This is a genomic window from Chryseobacterium sp. HNCC26DJ238 (assembly GCF_057180465.1).
In genome coordinates, this window is record NZ_JBXUGI010000006.1 from 199381 (window position 1) to 217231 (window position 17851).

Annotated in this window: 16 protein-coding genes; 9 read left to right on the top strand and 7 right to left on the bottom strand. The window is 36.1% G+C overall.

Annotation, left to right across the window (positions count from 1 at the left end; translation table 11 throughout):
- Positions 1-34: 34 nt before the first annotated feature.
- Together ygiD and AC2A07_RS07965 are read left to right on the top strand one after the other, a co-directional pair.
- A complete protein-coding gene (ygiD, locus tag AC2A07_RS07960) occupies positions 35-862 on the top strand; it encodes a 4,5-DOPA-extradiol-dioxygenase (protein ID WP_484049961.1) in 828 nt (275 codons plus the stop codon).
- Positions 863-1100: 238 nt separating this feature from the next.
- A complete protein-coding gene (locus AC2A07_RS07965) occupies positions 1101-2270 on the top strand; it encodes a carboxypeptidase-like regulatory domain-containing protein (RefSeq protein WP_484049962.1) in 1170 nt (389 codons plus the stop codon).
- Between the two features lie 265 nt (positions 2271-2535).
- On the opposite strand, the gene AC2A07_RS07970 is transcribed toward AC2A07_RS07965, so the two are convergent.
- The gene (locus tag AC2A07_RS07970) at positions 2536-4038 is read right to left on the bottom strand and encodes a S8 family serine peptidase (RefSeq protein WP_484049963.1); all 1503 of its coding nucleotides are present in this window, start codon (positions 4036-4038) and stop codon (positions 2536-2538) included.
- 141 nt (positions 4039-4179) lie between these two features.
- Positions 4180-5670 (bottom strand): histidine ammonia-lyase, encoded by a 1491-nt coding sequence (hutH, locus tag AC2A07_RS07975; protein ID WP_484049964.1) that lies wholly within the window; start codon positions 5668-5670, stop codon positions 4180-4182.
- A gap of 121 nt (positions 5671-5791) precedes the next feature.
- Here hutH and AC2A07_RS07980 point away from each other — a divergent pair, with 121 nt between their 5' ends.
- The gene (locus AC2A07_RS07980; RefSeq protein WP_484049965.1) at positions 5792-6556 is read left to right on the top strand and encodes a hypothetical protein; all 765 of its coding nucleotides are present in this window, start codon (positions 5792-5794) and stop codon (positions 6554-6556) included.
- Between the two features lie 72 nt (positions 6557-6628).
- Entirely contained in the window at positions 6629-8422 is a 1794-nt protein-coding gene (gene uvrC / locus AC2A07_RS07985; RefSeq protein ID WP_484049966.1) for an excinuclease ABC subunit UvrC, read from the top strand.
- Between the two features lie 67 nt (positions 8423-8489).
- On the opposite strand, the gene AC2A07_RS07990 is transcribed toward uvrC, so the two are convergent.
- Together AC2A07_RS07990 and AC2A07_RS07995 are read right to left on the bottom strand one after the other, a co-directional pair.
- Positions 8490-9314 carry an anti-sigma factor gene (locus AC2A07_RS07990; protein WP_314496561.1) on the bottom strand — a complete coding sequence of 275 codons (825 nt, stop codon included), beginning with the start codon at positions 9312-9314 and terminating at the stop codon, positions 8490-8492.
- A gap of 2 nt (positions 9315-9316) precedes the next feature.
- Positions 9317-9883, bottom strand: a complete 567-nt coding sequence (locus AC2A07_RS07995; RefSeq protein WP_314496558.1) for an RNA polymerase sigma factor — start codon at positions 9881-9883, stop codon at positions 9317-9319.
- Positions 9884-10004: 121 nt separating this feature from the next.
- Here AC2A07_RS07995 and msrB point away from each other — a divergent pair, with 121 nt between their 5' ends.
- Both msrB and AC2A07_RS08005 read left to right on the top strand, forming a co-directional pair.
- Positions 10005-10493: a peptide-methionine (R)-S-oxide reductase MsrB gene (msrB, locus tag AC2A07_RS08000; protein ID WP_484049975.1), complete on the top strand. Its 489-nt coding sequence runs from the start codon at positions 10005-10007 to the stop codon at positions 10491-10493.
- 150 nt (positions 10494-10643) lie between these two features.
- Positions 10644-11213, top strand: a complete 570-nt coding sequence (locus AC2A07_RS08005) for a fasciclin domain-containing protein (RefSeq protein ID WP_314496555.1) — start codon at positions 10644-10646, stop codon at positions 11211-11213.
- A 69-nt stretch (positions 11214-11282) separates the two neighbouring features.
- Here the strand turns inward: AC2A07_RS08005 and AC2A07_RS08010 are convergent, their stop codons facing one another.
- Genes AC2A07_RS08010 through AC2A07_RS08020 form a run of 3 tightly spaced genes read right to left on the bottom strand, consistent with a single transcriptional unit; the run spans position 11283 to position 14044 of the window.
- The gene (locus tag AC2A07_RS08010) at positions 11283-12044 is read right to left on the bottom strand and encodes a hypothetical protein (RefSeq protein ID WP_484049967.1); all 762 of its coding nucleotides are present in this window, start codon (positions 12042-12044) and stop codon (positions 11283-11285) included.
- 27 nt (positions 12045-12071) lie between these two features.
- Complete coding sequence (locus AC2A07_RS08015) at positions 12072-13154, bottom strand: putative type IX sorting system protein PorV2 (protein WP_484049968.1); 1083 nt, start codon at positions 13152-13154, stop codon at positions 12072-12074.
- A complete protein-coding gene (locus AC2A07_RS08020; protein WP_314496543.1) occupies positions 13151-14044 on the bottom strand; it encodes a DMT family transporter in 894 nt (297 codons plus the stop codon). Before AC2A07_RS08020 ends, AC2A07_RS08015 begins: the two co-directional genes overlap by 4 nt.
- Positions 14045-14411: 367 nt before the next feature.
- On the opposite strand from AC2A07_RS08020, the gene AC2A07_RS08025 reads away from it, so the two are divergent.
- The 3 genes from AC2A07_RS08025 (at position 14412) to AC2A07_RS08035 (ending at position 17378) form a co-directional block, all read left to right on the top strand.
- Positions 14412-16040 (top strand): acyl-CoA carboxylase subunit beta, encoded by a 1629-nt coding sequence (locus AC2A07_RS08025; RefSeq protein WP_484049969.1) that lies wholly within the window; start codon positions 14412-14414, stop codon positions 16038-16040.
- Positions 16041-16229: 189 nt separating this feature from the next.
- A complete protein-coding gene (locus tag AC2A07_RS08030; RefSeq protein WP_484049970.1) occupies positions 16230-16700 on the top strand; it encodes a VanZ family protein in 471 nt (156 codons plus the stop codon).
- Between the two features lie 537 nt (positions 16701-17237).
- Positions 17238-17378, top strand: a complete 141-nt coding sequence (locus tag AC2A07_RS08035; RefSeq protein ID WP_484049971.1) for an ISAon1 family transposase N-terminal region protein — start codon at positions 17238-17240, stop codon at positions 17376-17378.
- The last annotated feature ends 473 nt before the right edge of the window (positions 17379-17851 follow it).

A 17851-nucleotide genomic window follows, 5' to 3' on the forward strand; every position in this document is an offset into this window, starting at 1 on the left:
AATCACCGAATCTTTTATTTTAAAATATAAACGTATGCATCTCAACGATCTGCAAAATATCAGTGATCTGTTCCAAAACACTCAAAAAATGCCTGTTCTTTTTCTCGGGCATGGCTCTCCCATGAATGCGATCGAAGAAAATCAATTTGTTCAGGGATTTCGAAATGTGGCACGAGAAATTACAAAACCTAATGCCATTCTCTGTATTTCTGCCCATTGGTTTACTCAGGGTACCAAAGTCACCGCAATGGATCTGCCAAAAACAATTCATGATTTCGGAGGTTTTCCACAGGCTTTGTTTGATGTACAATATCCTGTCCCCGGCAATCCTGAACTGGCAAAAGAGACGGCTGAACTTTTATCTCCTGTTTTTGTGGAGGAAGATAACAGTTGGGGTTTGGATCACGGCGCGTGGTCAGTAATTAAGCATATGTATCCTGATGCAGATATTCCTGTCATTCAGATGAGTATCGATTACACAAAGCCACCACAATATCATTTTGATCTGGCCAAAAGATTAGAAAAACTAAGAGAAAAGGGCATTCTTATTATTGGTAGCGGTAATATCATTCATAATCTACGAATGGTGGACTGGAAAAACATCAACACCGTGGGTGTGGGCTGGGACTGGGCAATTGAAGCAAGGGAAAAAACCAATAACTGGCTGCTTGACGGAAATTTCCAACCTCTGATCGATTATCACAGACAAGGTGCATCGATACAATATGCGGTTCCTACACCTGACCATTATCTTCCGCTGATCTACTCGTTAGGCCTTAAAGGCCAGTCAGAAGATCTGGTTTTATTTAATGATGACCTTATTGCGGGATCACTGAGCATGACAAGTGTGAAAATCGGCTAAAGAATCAAAGAAGAAATTCAACAGCTTAGTGGTTTACTTACTTCATGGATGAAGTTTTTTAATACAGACTGGCACGACAGATAAAGATTTTTAAAAACTTTTTCGGAAAGAAGCCTGATACCCACGATCCCATAACTAACTTTAAATCAAATAATTAATGAGTAACCTGACAATTCAATCTGAATATGTATTTATAAATATTATTTTATCACTATAAATTTAGTAATATTGTTTTACCATGAAAAAAGCAATATCTATTTTATTATTTATCCTTCCTGTTTATCTTCTCATTGCTCAGACAGTTAAAGGAACTGTTGTAAATGATATCGAAAAACCGATTGCGAATGTGAATGTATATCTTGACGGTACAAAAACCGGAACGATCTCAGCTGCTGACGGAAGTTTTTCCCTTCCACTGCCCTCTTCCAATAATAACACGCTCGTCTTTCAGAAAGATGACTATGAAACATTTACGATCAGCACCGCAGACCTTTTAAATAAAAAACTGAAAGTAGTCCTGATAAGAGCTAAAGAAATTGAAGAAGTACGGATCATTCCATTTACAGAGTCCGCTTATAAAAATTATATTCTTTTTTTTCTAGACTCATTCATCGGTTATGATAAAGAGAATGTGCGGATCAAAAATCAACGCTCTTTAAAATTTTCTTACGACAGAGAAAATAAAATACTTAAAGTAAAAGCTCCCCAGACCCTGATCATTGAAAATAAAAACCTGGGCTATACCATTGATTACAACCTTGTGGATTATGTCGCAGATCTTGAAAACAATACGACCCGATTTATAGGAACAAGTTTTTTCAGGGAATCTAAAACATCTGATAAAGTAAAATTGAACAGAATGAATGCTTACGTTGGCAGTCAGACTCATTTTTTCAGAAGTGTTTTCGAAAAAAAGGTCACAGATGAAGGCTATGTGGTGAATCAGATTACCAAATTTCCGAATTCCAAATATCCAACTGAAGAAGAACTGCAGAGACTGAAAGATTTTGCAAAAACATTCAAATCAAAGGGCAGCCTGACAATTCCGGAAGATATATTAGAGATCAGCAACCGAAAACAAAATGAGCCTCCTTACAGAATTGCTATTACCAAAACAAAGATCCCGGAATCAGAGTATACTAAAAAGAGTAATAATAAGTTGTTCTTAGATTATGATTACATGATGCAGATTAATTTTAAAAAGTACTTCTACGAATTGAAGAAAAGTAAATTTGTACAATCAGACATGCCTATCATACAAACTTCTTTTCTTCATCCCGAAGGTGAGTCATTTGAAATTTATCGGGACGGGAATACTTCAAATCCCGGCATGCTGACCAATCAGGGAGAGTTTGCAAAAGATAAAATTGAAAAGTTACTTCCGCTGGATTATGATCTCGGTAATTAAGTAATATAAGAGAGAATTTCCGCCAGTAATGATGGCTTTTTCACTTGGTTTAACACGCTTTATTGAGATTTGTTGAAGGTGATATCTCCTGAAATATTTTTTTTAAGTTGGTAAACCTTCCAGCGTTTAGAACGCTGGAAGGTTTGAGTGTGTGGACTGAAATAAAATATTGACCAAAGTGAGAATTACTGACAAAACTGCCACATAAAAAAATACTGCCCTTTCAGGACAGTCATTTCATTGGATATATTGTAAAGAATATAATTTACTGTACAGCCTGCAACACATTGATATTTCCATATCCAAAGTCTGAATTGGGTGCCGGATAATAAGTGGAAGACTGTCTCATTTTATTCAAAACCTGATCTCTGGTCCAAGAAGGATTTTTTGACCATACCAACGCTGCGATCCCTGCTGTGGAAGCTGTTGCCACGGAAGAGCCCCCTACATAATCTGTCTGGGCATTGTAATAACTTAAAACAGGGATATTGTTTCCTGAAGCTCTCTCCATCTGATAGGTAAAATCAATTTCAGCTCCTGAATGACAGACATCACATTTTTGATTGGATGTATTTTCTTTTACTCCTGTGATTGCTTGTGTTTCAGGCATCCAGGCAGGGAAAATCACACCGACGAAAGTGGTAAAACTTGTGGATGTTCCTCCTGCACAGAAGATCAATTTACCTTTTGAGTAAGCATATTTTACTCCATCTTCAATCTTTCCTACAGAAAAAATATGCCCCATTGACATGGAGATAATTTTCACTGCAGTATTATTTCCCAGTGCGGTAAAAGCCAATTTAACTCCTTCCTGCTCGTGATATCCATCTAAAACTACGTTTGAAGCAGCTCGATAAGAGATCAGGTTTGCATTATATGCCACCCCGACAGGCTGTCCCTGATTGTTTCTCGGAGCAGCCATCGCTGAAGCCATGCTTGTCCCGTGCCCGCATTTGTCATCTGCACCATCATAACCTGAGCTCCATGGCCAGACAGAATCTACATAAACTCCATTTTTACTGATCGTCCGTCCTGAAGATAAACCGTTATTAAAACTTCCACTCAGCAGCCCCTGATTAAAAGAAACTCCTGAATCAATGAGACCGATAGTCACTCCTGCTCCGGTACTGTAATTCCATGCACTGGTGATATTGTGTTTTGCGAATGACCAGGGCGCTTTCGCATTAGGGCTAACCGTTGTATAATCAGCAGAACTTAATGCTGTCGATTCCAATCCACACCCTGATGAACTTCCGCTGGACTTTGCAGCGCCGTTTATTTTATTTTCATTTTCAAAATAACGGTAATCTGCTGGTTCAAAATAACGGATTGATTTTAATTTACGCAAAGCGATAACTGTTTCCTGCTTCTCAATATACACATCAATCTGGTTCAAATATTCATCAGATGCCATGAGAACTCTATCTTTTTTACCTTCATATTTTGAAATGATGCCAAGAATCTCATTTTGTAAAGCTTCAGAATTGGAAGATTTACTTCGGTCGAAATCGTCTTTAGAATCTCCGAAACCTATGGAAGCAATTTTATTTCCCTGAACAATTCCGCTCCATAAAAAATGCGATGAAGATTCGTTCCAGGAAAATCTGCCTTGAGTTTTGGTGGTTTCGTTGATTTTATCATTAATTTGCCTCGCAGTGAGGGGATCTGTCTGCACGATTTCGCTTTCAATAGCCGATGTCTGAAGATCATCATTGCTACAGGAATTTAAAGCAAATGCAGTGAGTAAGATAAATACACATTTTTTCATAGTAAAATATTTTTAGTTGGCTCTGCCAAATTAACATTTTATATTGAATTAGCATATCTGTTACTTAAAATTTAATATTTTAAGCATTTAATTAAAAAAGCTTCCGGTCTGGAAGCTTTTATCTGTTTTAAAACGAATTCTTTAAAAATTCACTACAAATTGTCTCTCATTAATCAATTCTGCAATAGCCAGCATATCTTTACCTATTAATCGGTCATCTTCAAGCTTGTCTACTTTTGAACGGATGACAGCATGGTTTTCTTCGATTATTTTTGAACATTTTGCCGGTCTCCTGAATTCTAACCCCTGAGCGGCAAACATTAATTCAACGGCCAGGATATTGACAAGATTCCCTAACACCTGATTAAATTTTCTTCCTGAGATACTTCCCATTGAAACGTGATCTTCCTGTCCGAGACTTGTAGGAATAGAATCTGCAGATGCGGGGAAACAAAGTGTTTTATTTTCAGTTACCAGGGCTGCCGAAGTATACTGAGGAATCATGAATCCTGAATTCAAACCTGAGCTTTCGGTTAACAATCTTGGCAAACCGTATTTCCCTTCCAATAATAAATAACTTCTTCTGTCTGAAATATTTCCCAATTCAGCCGCCGCCAAAGTTGCATAATCTAAAGGCATTGCCAACAACTGTCCGTGGAAATTACCCCCAGAGATTGATTCTTCAGCACTTAACACGATCGGATTATCGGTAACAGAATTCAATTCGGTTTCTGTCAACATTTTAAGATGCTCAAAAGCATTTCTGCTGGCACCGTGAACCTGCGGAACGCATCTCATAGAATACGGATCCTGTACTCTGTCGCAATATTCGTGAGATTTTAAGTTGTCTGAGTTTTTTAAAAATTTCAGCATTCTTGATGCCACTTTTTTACTTCCTTCAAACGGACGGATATCGTGAAGCTCTTTTTTGAAAGGGCTTGATGAACCTCTGTAAGCTTCAAGACTCATTGCTGCAGTCATATCTGCCAAGTCTAATAGATATTCGAACTTTTCTAAACCTTTGATGGCATGAGCCAAAATAAACTGAGTTCCATTGATCAGTCCCAAACCTTCTTTTGGACCTAATATCAAAGGCTCAAGGTTGTTTTTTTCCAGAATTTCAGCAGTTTCGAAGATTTCGTTGCCAACCCAAACCTGACCTAAACCCAAGAGTGGCAGGACTAAATGTGAAAGGGGCGCCAAATCTCCGGATGCTCCTACAGAACCCTGTTCCGGAACAACAGGAATAATGTCTTTTTCAAGCATCAGAATAAATCTTTCAATCACTTCCAGAGAAACTCCGGAAAATCCTTTTGACAATGCATGAACTTTTGCAATCATCATGATTTTAGAAAATTCTTTATCAATCGGTTTACCAACGCCAACTGCGTGAGAAATAATCAAATTATACTGAAGCTGTGCAGTTTCGTCAGCAGAAATTTTAGTATCACAAAGAGGTCCGAATCCTGTGTTGATCCCATAAACACAACGGTCTGACTCTACAATTTTCTTTACATTATCCTGAGATTTCAGGATCTGTTCTATTGCAGTTTTATTTAATTTAGCTTTATTTGGGGTTTTACAGATTTCCAGAACATCATGGAAACTCAAAACGTCTACTCCGTATATCATTTCAAAAAATTTCCCTAAAAATACACATTTTGAAGAGAACTAAAAACTTATGTTTTATGACATAATAATTGCCGATAAAACAGGTTTATTTGTATTTTTACGAACTTAAAAATCAAGACCTATGAAAACTAAAACTTTATTGCTGATGCTTTTTTTTGCAAGTGCAGGATTGACCGCACAGGAAAAGATAAGGTACACCAAAGAGCAAAAAAAAGAGATGAACCAGTATCTTTTCAATGAAGGCTTCAATACAGCTTCTCCAAAAAAAATTTCTACAATTATACTTAAAGATAATAATGAATATCAGGGTTTCAGTAAGTCATGGGAGAAAGACAGAGGCCAGATTCTTTCGATTACAATTGAGGATGTTGAAACACAAAAAATAAGAAAATTTGAAGCGAAAGATATCGCTGAAATGTATCTGTACGCTGATGATGCAGAAAAATCTATTAAGGCAGCCAGGTTTATTTCCAATATCAGAAATTACAGTACCAAAAAATTCAGAAAACAAACTTCAGATGAACATATTCATTTTGTAAATCAGACGGTTTCCATAAAAAACAAAAGAGAGAATAAAGAATTTTTAATGCAGGTGATCAATCCTGATTTTGACGAAGATATCGAAGTATACCATGATCCACTTGCTTCTACAACTGCAACAACCGGCTTTACGGGAGCACCTGCTTTTGGCGGCGGAGTAACAAAATCATACTATGTTAAAAAAGGAAATAAAGTAATCTGGCTTCACAAAGATGATTTTGAAGACAACTATGATTTTTTATTTGGTGATAACGCAGCATTCATGAAAAAATATCCTAAGAATTCTGTAGAGTGGAATTATTTCAGCTTTCTGGTCAATGAATATACCGAAATGAAGAACGGATAAAAATTTAAAAGCTGCAGATTTCTGCAGCTTTTTTGTGTTCTAAATAACAATTGGATTCCGTAATTTTGCTTTATGAATCCTTCTTTAGAATTACAGCTTAAAACTTTACCTTCAGAACCCGGCGTCTATCGTTACTACGATAAAAACGGAAATCTCCTGTATGTAGGAAAGGCCAAACATTTAAAGAAGAGGGTTCTTTCTTATTTTAATAAAAACCTGCCGGGTTACAGAATCCGGATCATGGTAGGTAAGATTTACCGGCTGGAAACAACGATTGTCAACAGTGAATATGATGCGCTTCTACTGGAAAACAATCTGATCAAGGAACATCAGCCTTTTTACAATGTCATGCTTAAAGATGACAAAACCTATCCCTGGATCTGCATTAAAAATGAAGACTTTCCAAGGATTTTTCTGACGCGTACGAAGATTAAAGACGGATCAGAGTATTACGGTCCTTATGCAAAAGTACGTCCGGCAAAGATTCTGCTGGATACGATAAAACACATTTATAAACTCAGAACCTGTAATCTAAATTTAGCTCCGGCAAAGATCGAAGACGGAAAATACAAAGTCTGTCTTGAATTTCATATCAAAAACTGTGAAGGCCCCTGTGAAGGTTTGGAAAGCAAGCAGGAATATGACGAGAAAATCGATGCGATCCGCGGCATTATCAAAGGTGATTTCCAGACTGCAAAAAAATATCTGGTCAGCCAGATGATGAAATATGCAGAAAACCTTCAGTTTGAAAATGCTCAGATTATTAAGGAAAGACTGGATATCCTCGAAGATTATCAGGTAAAACATACGGTAGTAAACCCGAATATTGATGACGTAGATGTATTCGGAATGACTAGTGATGAAACTGCTGCTTACGTCAATTATTTTAAAATCCGAAATGGGAATATCATACAGAGTTTCACAACTGAAATTAAAAAAATCATTGAAGAAAGTGATGAAGATATCCTGGAAGAAGCCCTGATTGAAATCCGTCAAAAATTTGAATCGGATTCGAAAGAAGTTCTTATTCCTTTTCATCTGACTCTTGAGATTCCGAATGTAAAACTGATTGTCCCCAAAGTGGGCGATAAAAAACGAATTGTGGAACTTTCTGAAAAAAATGCGAAAGAATACAGGATAGAGAAGCTGAAGCAGGTACAGATTGTTGATCCCGAGAGGCACTCTAACAGAATTATGGCTGAAATGCAGAAGCTTCTGAGAATGCCTGTTGAGCCACGCCATATTGAAGGCTTTGATAACTCTAATATTCAGGGAACCAATCCTGTTTCAGCATGTGTTGTTTTCAAAGACGGTAAACCAAGCAAAGCAGATTACAGGATTTTCCATCCTAAGACCGTTATTGGTCCCGATGATTATGCAACGATGGAAGAAGTAATCTTCCGGAGGTATAAAAGAATGCTTGACGAAGGTGAGAATTTACCACAGCTGATTTTGATTGACGGTGGAAAGGGACAGCTGTCTTCAGCTATAAAAAGCCTGAAGCTGCTTGGACTGTACGGAAAAATTACGATTGTAGGTATTGCCAAAAGGCTGGAAGAGATTTTTTTTCCCGAAGATCCTATTCCCCTTTACCTCGACAAAAAATCTGAAACACTGAAAGTACTTCAGAGGGTGCGAGACGAAGCCCACCGTTTTGGTGTAAGACACCACAGAACGAGAAGAACGAATTCAACGATAAAATCGGAGCTTGAAGAGATTCCCGGCGTTGGGGATAAAACGATTGAAATGCTTCTTTCCAAATTAAAATCAGTAAAACGCATTAAAGAGGCTAATCTGGAAACTCTGGAAGAGATTTTAGGAAAAAGTAAAGGAAAGATGGTTTACGAATTTTTTAACCGTTCTTAAAAAACAAAATGAGCTCAGAAATTTCTGAGCTCATTTTTTATTTAATGTAAATCTTATATGATTAACTTTATACACCTCCCATTACATACATATTTTCCATCGTTGGAACTTCACTTCCACCTTTCTTTTCAAGAGTGATGGCAAATGCCTGTGCATTGGTAATATTGGAAAGTGCAATTCTGCTGTCTTTATCTTCGGTATACATTCCGGCACTCACCGGTTTACCATCTGCAATTGCCCACAACTGATACTGCATTCCTTCCGGTGCTTTTGGCAGAGAATTTGCAGATAAGTAAATATCTTTGGAATTACTGTCCCACAGTACGGTAGCTTTCGCCTCGGGGTGTTTATCAACTCCTGCCAATACTACTTTTTTCATATCGGGGTTTGCAAAAATATCTAATTTTTGCTGCATACTCTGCATCGCTAATTGACTGGATTTCCGCTCACTCTCTGCTTTGACCAGCTGCTCATTAATTTTTGACTGGCTGTTGATCCAATATAAATTAATTCCTATACTGATTAAAAACAGGACAGAGGCTGCCACTGCAAAGTTCTTCCAATTACTATTTTTACTGCTTTTAACAACCTGAATATCTGCTTCTGTATTTACCTTTTCAATATTACCACGGATAGGAATTACAGGCATTTCAACTTCAACATTTTGTTCCTGTTGAATTTTATCCCAAATCTTTGTCTTTAAATCATTGGGCGGGGTCACTGCCTGCGCATTGGCAAGCATCTCCAAAGTTTTTTGGGCTTCTTCAAAAGCCTCTCTTACTTCATTATTGTTCTTCATCACACACTCCAGAATACCCGCTTCCTCAGGAGAAGCATGACCTAGAATATAAGATTCTAGAATTCCGGATGATATGTACTCTTTACTATTCAATTTTATTGATAATCTTTTAATAAATCTTTTAATTTCATCAATGCATTACGCATTTTTGTTTTTACAGTACCTAAAGGCATATTCAGTTTTTCTGATATCTCACTCTGCGTGTACCCCTGATAGTATGCTAAATCAATAAGCTCCTGCTTGTCAGACTCTAATGATTTCAGCACATTATTAAGTCCAATAAAATCTGAATTATTGGTGGTTGAGAGTTCCGCATTGTTATATACGAAATCAGGTAGTGATTGGTTTTTTAATTCGTTCTGAAAGCTTTTAGATTTCAGATAATCAATTGCCGTGTTTCTTGCAATATTGATCATCCATGTGTAGAAACGTCCTTTAGCAGTATCATACTGGTGGATTGAATTCCAGATTTTCATAAAAACATCCTGAATAATTTCTTCGGTATATTCTTTTGACTGTACAATTCGAAGAATCACACCATATAATGCCCCTGAATAGTGGTCATATAAATGGTGAAAACCTGATTCACTCTTCTCTCTGAGCGAAGCAATAAGTTCTTCTTCCGAATAGGTAGTTTTAATATGATGTATTTTACTTATCAAATTTAGTAAAATAATAGATACAAAGTATAAAATCTTTGAGAAATTTTATTTCGTATATATAACTGTAAACAATTATATTATTAAAATGAAAAATACCATCACCAGAATACTTTCCATGCTCATGGTTACATTGATTTTCGGAAATTATGCAGCTCAGTCATCAAACTTTAAAACTAAAAATCCCTATTACTCTAAAACAAACATAACCCCTTTAAAAGTCAGCAATGCAGAATGGAAAAAAATTTTAAAACCCGAATTATATCAGGTGGCCAGAGAAGGGGCCACAGAAATGGCATTCACAGGCAAATATTATGAATTTGATGTAAAAGGCACTTATTACTGCGCAGTGTGCGGAAATCCACTGTTTTTATCTACTTCAAAATTTGCAACAACCTGCGGGTGGCCATCTTTTTATCAACCATTAAGAAAAGATGGCGTTAAATACAGAAAAGACAACTCGCATAATATGGAACGTACCGAAGTACTGTGCGGAAGATGTGATTCTCATCTCGGACATATTTTTGACGATGGACCAAAACCGACTGGAAAGAGATTCTGTATGAACTCGGTTTCTCTTGAGTTTGTTCCCAATCAAAAAGCAAAGAAATAAAGAATAAATAAAATTAATTCATTGATTATCAATTAAATAAAACAAATGTTTTAAATTTTAAAAACTAAAATCTACAGACTGTCGTAGATATCAATAACAGAGAAAGAAACTCACAACTCAAATAATAATAATTTAAAAAAAATCAAAAAAATGAATACAAGATCAAAATTCGTGGCTTTAGGAATGGTTGCTTTATCATTCGCATTAAGTGGAAATGCAGCTGCACAGAAAATGAAAGAAAAGACAGTAATGGTTGGTGGAGCACCAATGTATCCGTCTAAAAACATTGTAGAAAACGCAGTTAATTCAAAAGATCATAAGACCTTGGTTGCTGCCGTAAAAGCTGCCGGTCTGGTAGAGACTCTGCAAAGTGCAGGACCTTTCACCGTATTTGCTCCTACTGATGCAGCTTTCGCAAAATTGCCTGCAGGAACAGTAGAAAATCTAGTAAAACCTGAAAATAAGGAAATGCTTACCAAGATTTTAACGTATCACGTTTTACCTGGAAAATACAGCTCTAAGCAGGTTTGGGCAGCAGTAAAGGCCGGAAATGGAAAAGCAATGATGAAAACGGTAGAAGGAGAACAACTTACTTTCTGGACAAAAGGAAATGATTTGTATGTTACAGATGCAAAAGGCAATAAGGCAAAAGTAACAATCGCTGATGTTAATCAGTCGAATGGTGTTATACATGTAATAGATACTGTTCTATTACCATAGTTTTAGTTTTTTATGGTTTATTTTAAGGAAGCCTTATCTGGTGACAGATAAGGCTTTTTTATTAGTTTATTATTTCAGGATAAAAACTTCTTTTGTATAATTATCATTGCCTTTTGGCATTTCGATCACGATATTTCCGTTTTCTACATATCCGGTGGTTGATTCTCCGGATTTTAATTTAACTCTGAAAACATCTTTCTTTGTTGTTTCTTTAAAAGTTGCAAAAGGCACAGAACTGCTACTTTCGACCAAAATAAACTGATCAGCAGCTATTATAACCTTTTGTAAATTCACTTTCCCGTTTGTGTATTTTCCTGGTTGATTAGGCGAATTTTCTTCTGTAATGAGAGGAATTACTTTTACCGGTTCTGAAGGCTGTACTTCCTGAACGATTATTTCTGACTGGCTGCCTGCAGTTTTGGGACTCGACACAGGAACGCTTACCAAAGCCTGTTTTAAAGCATCCTGATAACCTTCTTCAAATTCTTTAATTGTTGTACCTGCCTTTTGACTTGTTACAGTCTTCCCATTACAATCTTTAAATTCCAAAATAATTTTGTTTTTCAAAAAACCGCTGTCGTTCACAACATCTGCATTCAAAACGCTGCATGGATTTGAATTGGCATCTGCAGGCCACTGACTCCTGTTACCTGACACTACCGTATACTGTTTTTGCTTAAGTGTTTTAGAAAGCAGTATATCTAATTTATACTGATCATTTTTGAATCCGGTAAATTTTTCAGGCAGTGCAACATATTTATAGTCTGAAACTTTTTGAGCATACGAAAACGTAAAGCAGACCGATGCGATAATTGTTGAAAGTTTCTTCATTGTAATAATTTTCAATAATGGTAATTCCTAATCATTTCTAAATTCTCCCATATCCAGTTTCAGAGAGAAGAAATTGGAAAAAAAGTTAGATCCGCCTATTCCTGAATTGCTGATAGCATAATCAAGTGTAAGCCCTCTGTATCTGATCCCCAAACCGGCACTTGGCTGGAATGAAACTTTTCTCTGTAAGTCTTCAATATCTGTTATGGACTGGAACCTGTTGACCCCTACTCTCACAAAAATCATTTTCTGATAGCCAACTTCAGCTCCTGCATAAGGAGTAATACTGGCAAAATCTGTTGAAAGGAGTGCCGCTGTTTTAGCAAAATCAACATTAATTCCTGCTTCAGGTAAAATATATAGACTGCTGTTAATTTCAAATAATTTACTTGCTCCGGCATTGAGCTTGGGCATCGTAAGTTCCATTTTGTCAGTAGGCGCAGGATTAAACTCTTCACCATTGACTACTGCCGATAATTCGTTCTGATTAATACTCCAAAAGTTCACCGTCGTTGTTGCATCCCGAAGCATACCACCGAACTTCCATCCATTATCAGCTTTATAAATAGCTCCTACATCGAAACCGAAACCATAACCGCTGGCAAATTTTCCGACATTTCTGTAGACAATTTTTGCGTTGACCCCTACATCTAATTTTTGATTTCCACCAGGGTTGAAAGCATAAGAAATGATCCCTGCATAATCTGACTGTGAAAACTTCGTGATTTTATCATAATCAATATTTCCTTCTGTGTCAATCAGCTGAGTGGTATTTAAAATATTATCAACTCCCAATCGTACAATTGAAACTCCGAAAACCCCTTCTTCCAAAACTTTTGCATATGCCAGATAATCATATTTGGCAATCGATTCAAAATATTCTGCATGCATAGCAGCTCCCTGCCAGTCTTTAGTAATTCCTTTCAGACCAGCGGGATTCCACATCGGAGAATACACGTCATCCTGGTTAGAAATTACGGCTCCCCCCATTGCCAAACCTCTGGCTCCGGCACCGATATTTAGAAATTCATTGGAATATTTTCTGATAATCTGAGATTGAGAAAACCCAAATAAAAGGGAAAATAGTAATAAAAGATATTTTTTCATCATTCAGTTTGATGCTTGGTTAATTGTTTTTGTTTCCTTGTTTTGATCAGTGCATTCGCTACAATAGCTAAAATCATAACGAGTGAAGCCACATAAAAAACAGGACTCATATGCTCTGATTCGCCAAAGATAAAAAAAGCTAGTATAATTCCGTAGACTGGTTCTAAATTTACTGTTAAAATTAATGTGAAGGGCGAAATATATTTCATAAGCTTTACCGATTCCAGCATAGGAAAAGCAGTAAAAACACTTGCCAACAAGCATATTAACGACAAATCTCGGAAATTTATTTCATTCATTGAAAATATTTGACCTGATAATAAATAAAATACAGTTAAAATAAGCCAACCGCTAAAGATTTCGTAAAAAATAATATTTCCCGGACTTGTTTTTCCAAATAACTTTCCGTTGAAAACTGAAAAAATAGTTCCGAAAACAGCACATAATATTCCAAAGAAAATACCTTCTTTATATTGGAATTCTGTTTTAAAAATAAGAAGAATGCAGGCAACAATTACCACTCCCATTATTACTTCGGAAAGATCAATCTTTCGTTTAAAAACAAGAGGTTCTAAAATGGCAGCAAATAATGTAGATAAAGACAGACAGCTAAGTGCAATAGAGACGTTCGAAACCTTAATCGAATAGAAAAAGCAAAGCCAGTGCAACGCCATAAAAAATCCGATTGCTGCAAGTTGAAAAAAAAGTCTCTTTGATACCCTGATGCTCTCTTTTTTGAAAACCCTTATAAATACAAATAAAAAAAAAGCAGCAAACAACATTCTGTAAAATACGAGAATATATGCATTGGCGGTAATCAACTTTCCTAAGATTGCAGTGAATCCCCATAAAAAAACAATTAAGTGTAATCTGAAAAGAGCTAATTTTCGCATATTTATCGATCGAATTATAAACGGACAAATTTACAAATAGAGTTTGTTAAAACGTTGATAATTTTCAGCTTAATATCAAATTAACCTGATAATAATTTCAATAGTAAAAAAACCCTGAAAGTCTATAGAACTTTCAGGGCCTTCAAATAATAAACTATTAAAAAAATAAACTAGGAACAGAGGAATTATAGCGGAGTAATCAGCTCCTTTCCTCTTATGTAAAATTATAAAAAAAACAAACATAAAAAAACTTATGTGTGTTAAATATTTCATAATTTTCTGATTTTCACTGCGTTGAATCATAAAACTCTGTTATATTTCATTTTTTATAAAAGTAGTATCTTAGGCACATTAAAATAGAAATTTCATGGATATTGAATTCAACAAACGAGAAGATCAAAACAAATTAAAATTAGCTGAAATAAATCGTTTACTTTCTGAAATAAAAAAGGGAGGTGGAGAAAAGAGGCTTCAAAAGCTTCGTGACGAAGGAAAAATGACAGCAAGAGAAAGAATAGACTATCTTCTCGATAAAAATTCAGATTCTATTGAAATTGGTGCTTTTGCCGGTTATGAAATGTATGAGGAACATGGAGGATGCCCGAGTGGTGGCGTTGTTGTTGTAATGGGCTATGTTTCCGGAAAACAATGTCTTGTAGTCGCCAATGATGCCTCTGTAAAAGCTGGCGCCTGGTTTCCTATTACCGGAAAGAAGAACCTGAGAGCTCAGGAAATTGCTATGGAAAACAAACTTCCGATTATTTATCTGGTGGACTCTGCAGGCGTTTATCTTCCGATGCAGGATGAAATCTTTCCTGACAAAGAGCATTTTGGCAGAATTTTCAGAAATAATGCTAAGATGAGTGCGATGGGAATCATTCAGATCTCAGCTGTAATGGGAAGTTGTGTTGCCGGAGGGGCTTATCTTCCTATAATGAGCGATGAGGCAATGATCGTTGATAAAACAGGCTCTATTTTCCTTGCAGGAAGCTATCTTGTGAAGGCGGCTATCGGAGAAAGTATAGACAATGAAACCTTAGGAGGTGCTACGACTCACTGCTCAATTTCGGGAGTTACAGATTATAAAGCTAAAGATGATCAGGATGCTTTAAACAGAATCAAAAATATAATGAAATCTATCGGAAGCTATGAAAAGGCAGGCTTTGACAGAATTGAAAGTTTTCCACCCAAAGAAAAAATTGATAATATTTTTGGAATCATGCCGGTTTCCCGCGCAGATCAATATGACACTTTGGAAATCATTAAATGCCTGGTTGATAATTCTGAGTTTGAAGAATATAAGGGAGATTACGGCAAAAGTATTATTTGTGCTACTGCAAGAGTTGATGGCTGGTCTGTCGGAATTGTAGCAAACCAAAGAAAACTGGTAAAAAGTGGTAAAGGTGAAATGCAGTTTGGCGGTGTAATTTATTCTGACTCTGCGGATAAAGCAACAAGGTTTATTGCTAACTGTAACCAGAGAAAGATTCCTTTAATATTTCTACAGGACGTTACCGGCTTTATGGTTGGTTCTAAGTCTGAGCACGGGGGCATCATTAAAGACGGTGCGAAAATGGTCAATGCTGTTGCTAATTCAGTAGTACCTAAATTTACGATCATTACTGGAAATTCTTACGGAGCCGGAAATTATGCTATGTGCGGAAAAGCGTACGATCCAAGATTGATCGTAGCGTGGCCATGGGCTGATTTGGCTGTGATGGGCGGTTCACAGGCTGCAAAGGTTTTATCTCAGATTCAGGAATCTACTTTGAAGAAACAGGGGAAAGAGATTACAGAAGAAGCGCGCAAAGAAATCCTTGATTCTATTTCAAAAAAATATCAGAAGCAAACAGAAGCAACCTACGCTGCGTCAAGATTATGGACAGATGCCATTATCAATCCAATTGACACCAGAAAATGGATTTCAATGGGAATCGAGGCTGCGGATCATTCACCCATTACAGAAAAATTCAATTTAGGAGTAATCCAGGTCTGATCAGCAGACCATTGATAGATATAAACCTTACTTTATTGAGTAAGGTTTTTTTATTATGTTAAATAGTCGTAAACAATTATAAACTGTCTTAACGGCATACGATAAGGGTAAGATTTTTGTTATTAAGCTATATGAAAAACTAATAAGCACTTCAACCTCTTTTTTATTACTAATCCTAAATGGAAACCTATGAAAAGATATTTTGCAGTATTTATTGCCTTATACACCATCGTTTTACTTTATATGATGTTTTATGCATCTGGTAGAGAACCTTCTGAAATTTCCTATATCCAGCATCAGCCGTTTATAACGATACAACATTTCTTTAATGACAATAATATTGACAATCAAGCTTTTATTGTCAACATATTTGGAAATATATTCCTATTCAGTCCATTTGGATGGTTAGGTTTGTGCATTAAAAAATTCAACAATTTCATTCCGATTACTTTATTCTTTCTCATTGCAATCAGTATTATTGAATCAATTCAGTATATCTCAGGACGAGGAGTTGCTGATGTGGATGATGTTTTTCTTAACACATTGGGTATGTTAATTGGATTTTTTCTTTTTAAATATGCTAAGTGGAAAAATATTGCGAATATCAGATTCCACTTCGATCTGCTTGATGGTAAAAAGAGAGTGTCAACTTCAGCCTAAATTTTAAATATACAACAATTTTTTTTGGTGTAACAATGGATCAATCAATTTAATGTAACAATGAATTAATCTTGTTAATGTAACAATGGATCGATCTTGTCAATATAACAATAGATCAATCGTATTAGTATAACAATCAATGGTTAGATGAAACAACTCACTAGAATAGTGTAATAATAGTATAACAATTGATCAATCATATTAATGTAACGATCAATGAGAATACAAATCCGATTTGTCATATCACGACATCGATTATTGCTACATTGAAGGGCACAGTCACAAAACTTGGGGAGAAAAATATAAAAAATAATAATTTCGTTTAATGTTAAATAATGCTGAATTTCTGAAATTATTTTTACCTGAACTGCTGATTGAGCATTTTGAGATGATCAAATTTAAAGAAGAGAACAAAATTCTAAATCTTTATTTTGAAGAGAAAAATACAGTTCCAAAAGAGTTTTCTTCGCTTGTTTTGCAGTCAAAAGGATTCGTTCCGCTATTACAGTTGATGATTTTCCTCTTCGCGGAAAAACCGTGAAGCTCCACATCAAACGCCGAAGATGGACCGATACTAAAAGCGGAAACATCATTCAACGAGATTGGAATATTATTGCCAAAGGAACACGCATGACCCAGGATTTTGCCGAGTTCTTAAAAAAAATCAGCCGATACTAAGGCTCTCCCTGCAAGACCATTGGTGAGATGTATGGTGTGGATGGCAGAAAATTTCAATGACAGTACAAACAAAATTACCAGCAATTTTAAAGACTGCGATCAAAAATCGCACGCAGAAGATTGGATATTATATCCTGAAAACATTTCAAGCCAACTTTCTCTCCATAAAGTTGCCCTTTCTGATGCTGAGCTTTACACTGTTCTCACTTCAATCTTGTTAATGTAACAATGGATCAATCTTGTCAATGTAACAATGGATTAATCATATTAATGTAACAATCAATGGGTGGGTGAAACAACTCATCGGAATACAATAGTGTAGCAGTGGATCAATTTTACTAATGTAACAATCAATGGGTAGGTGAAACAACTCACTAGAATACAATAGTGTAATAATGGATCAATCGTATTAATGTAACAATCAATGGGTGGGTGAATCAGTTCATAAGAATACTAATCCAATCTGCCAAATG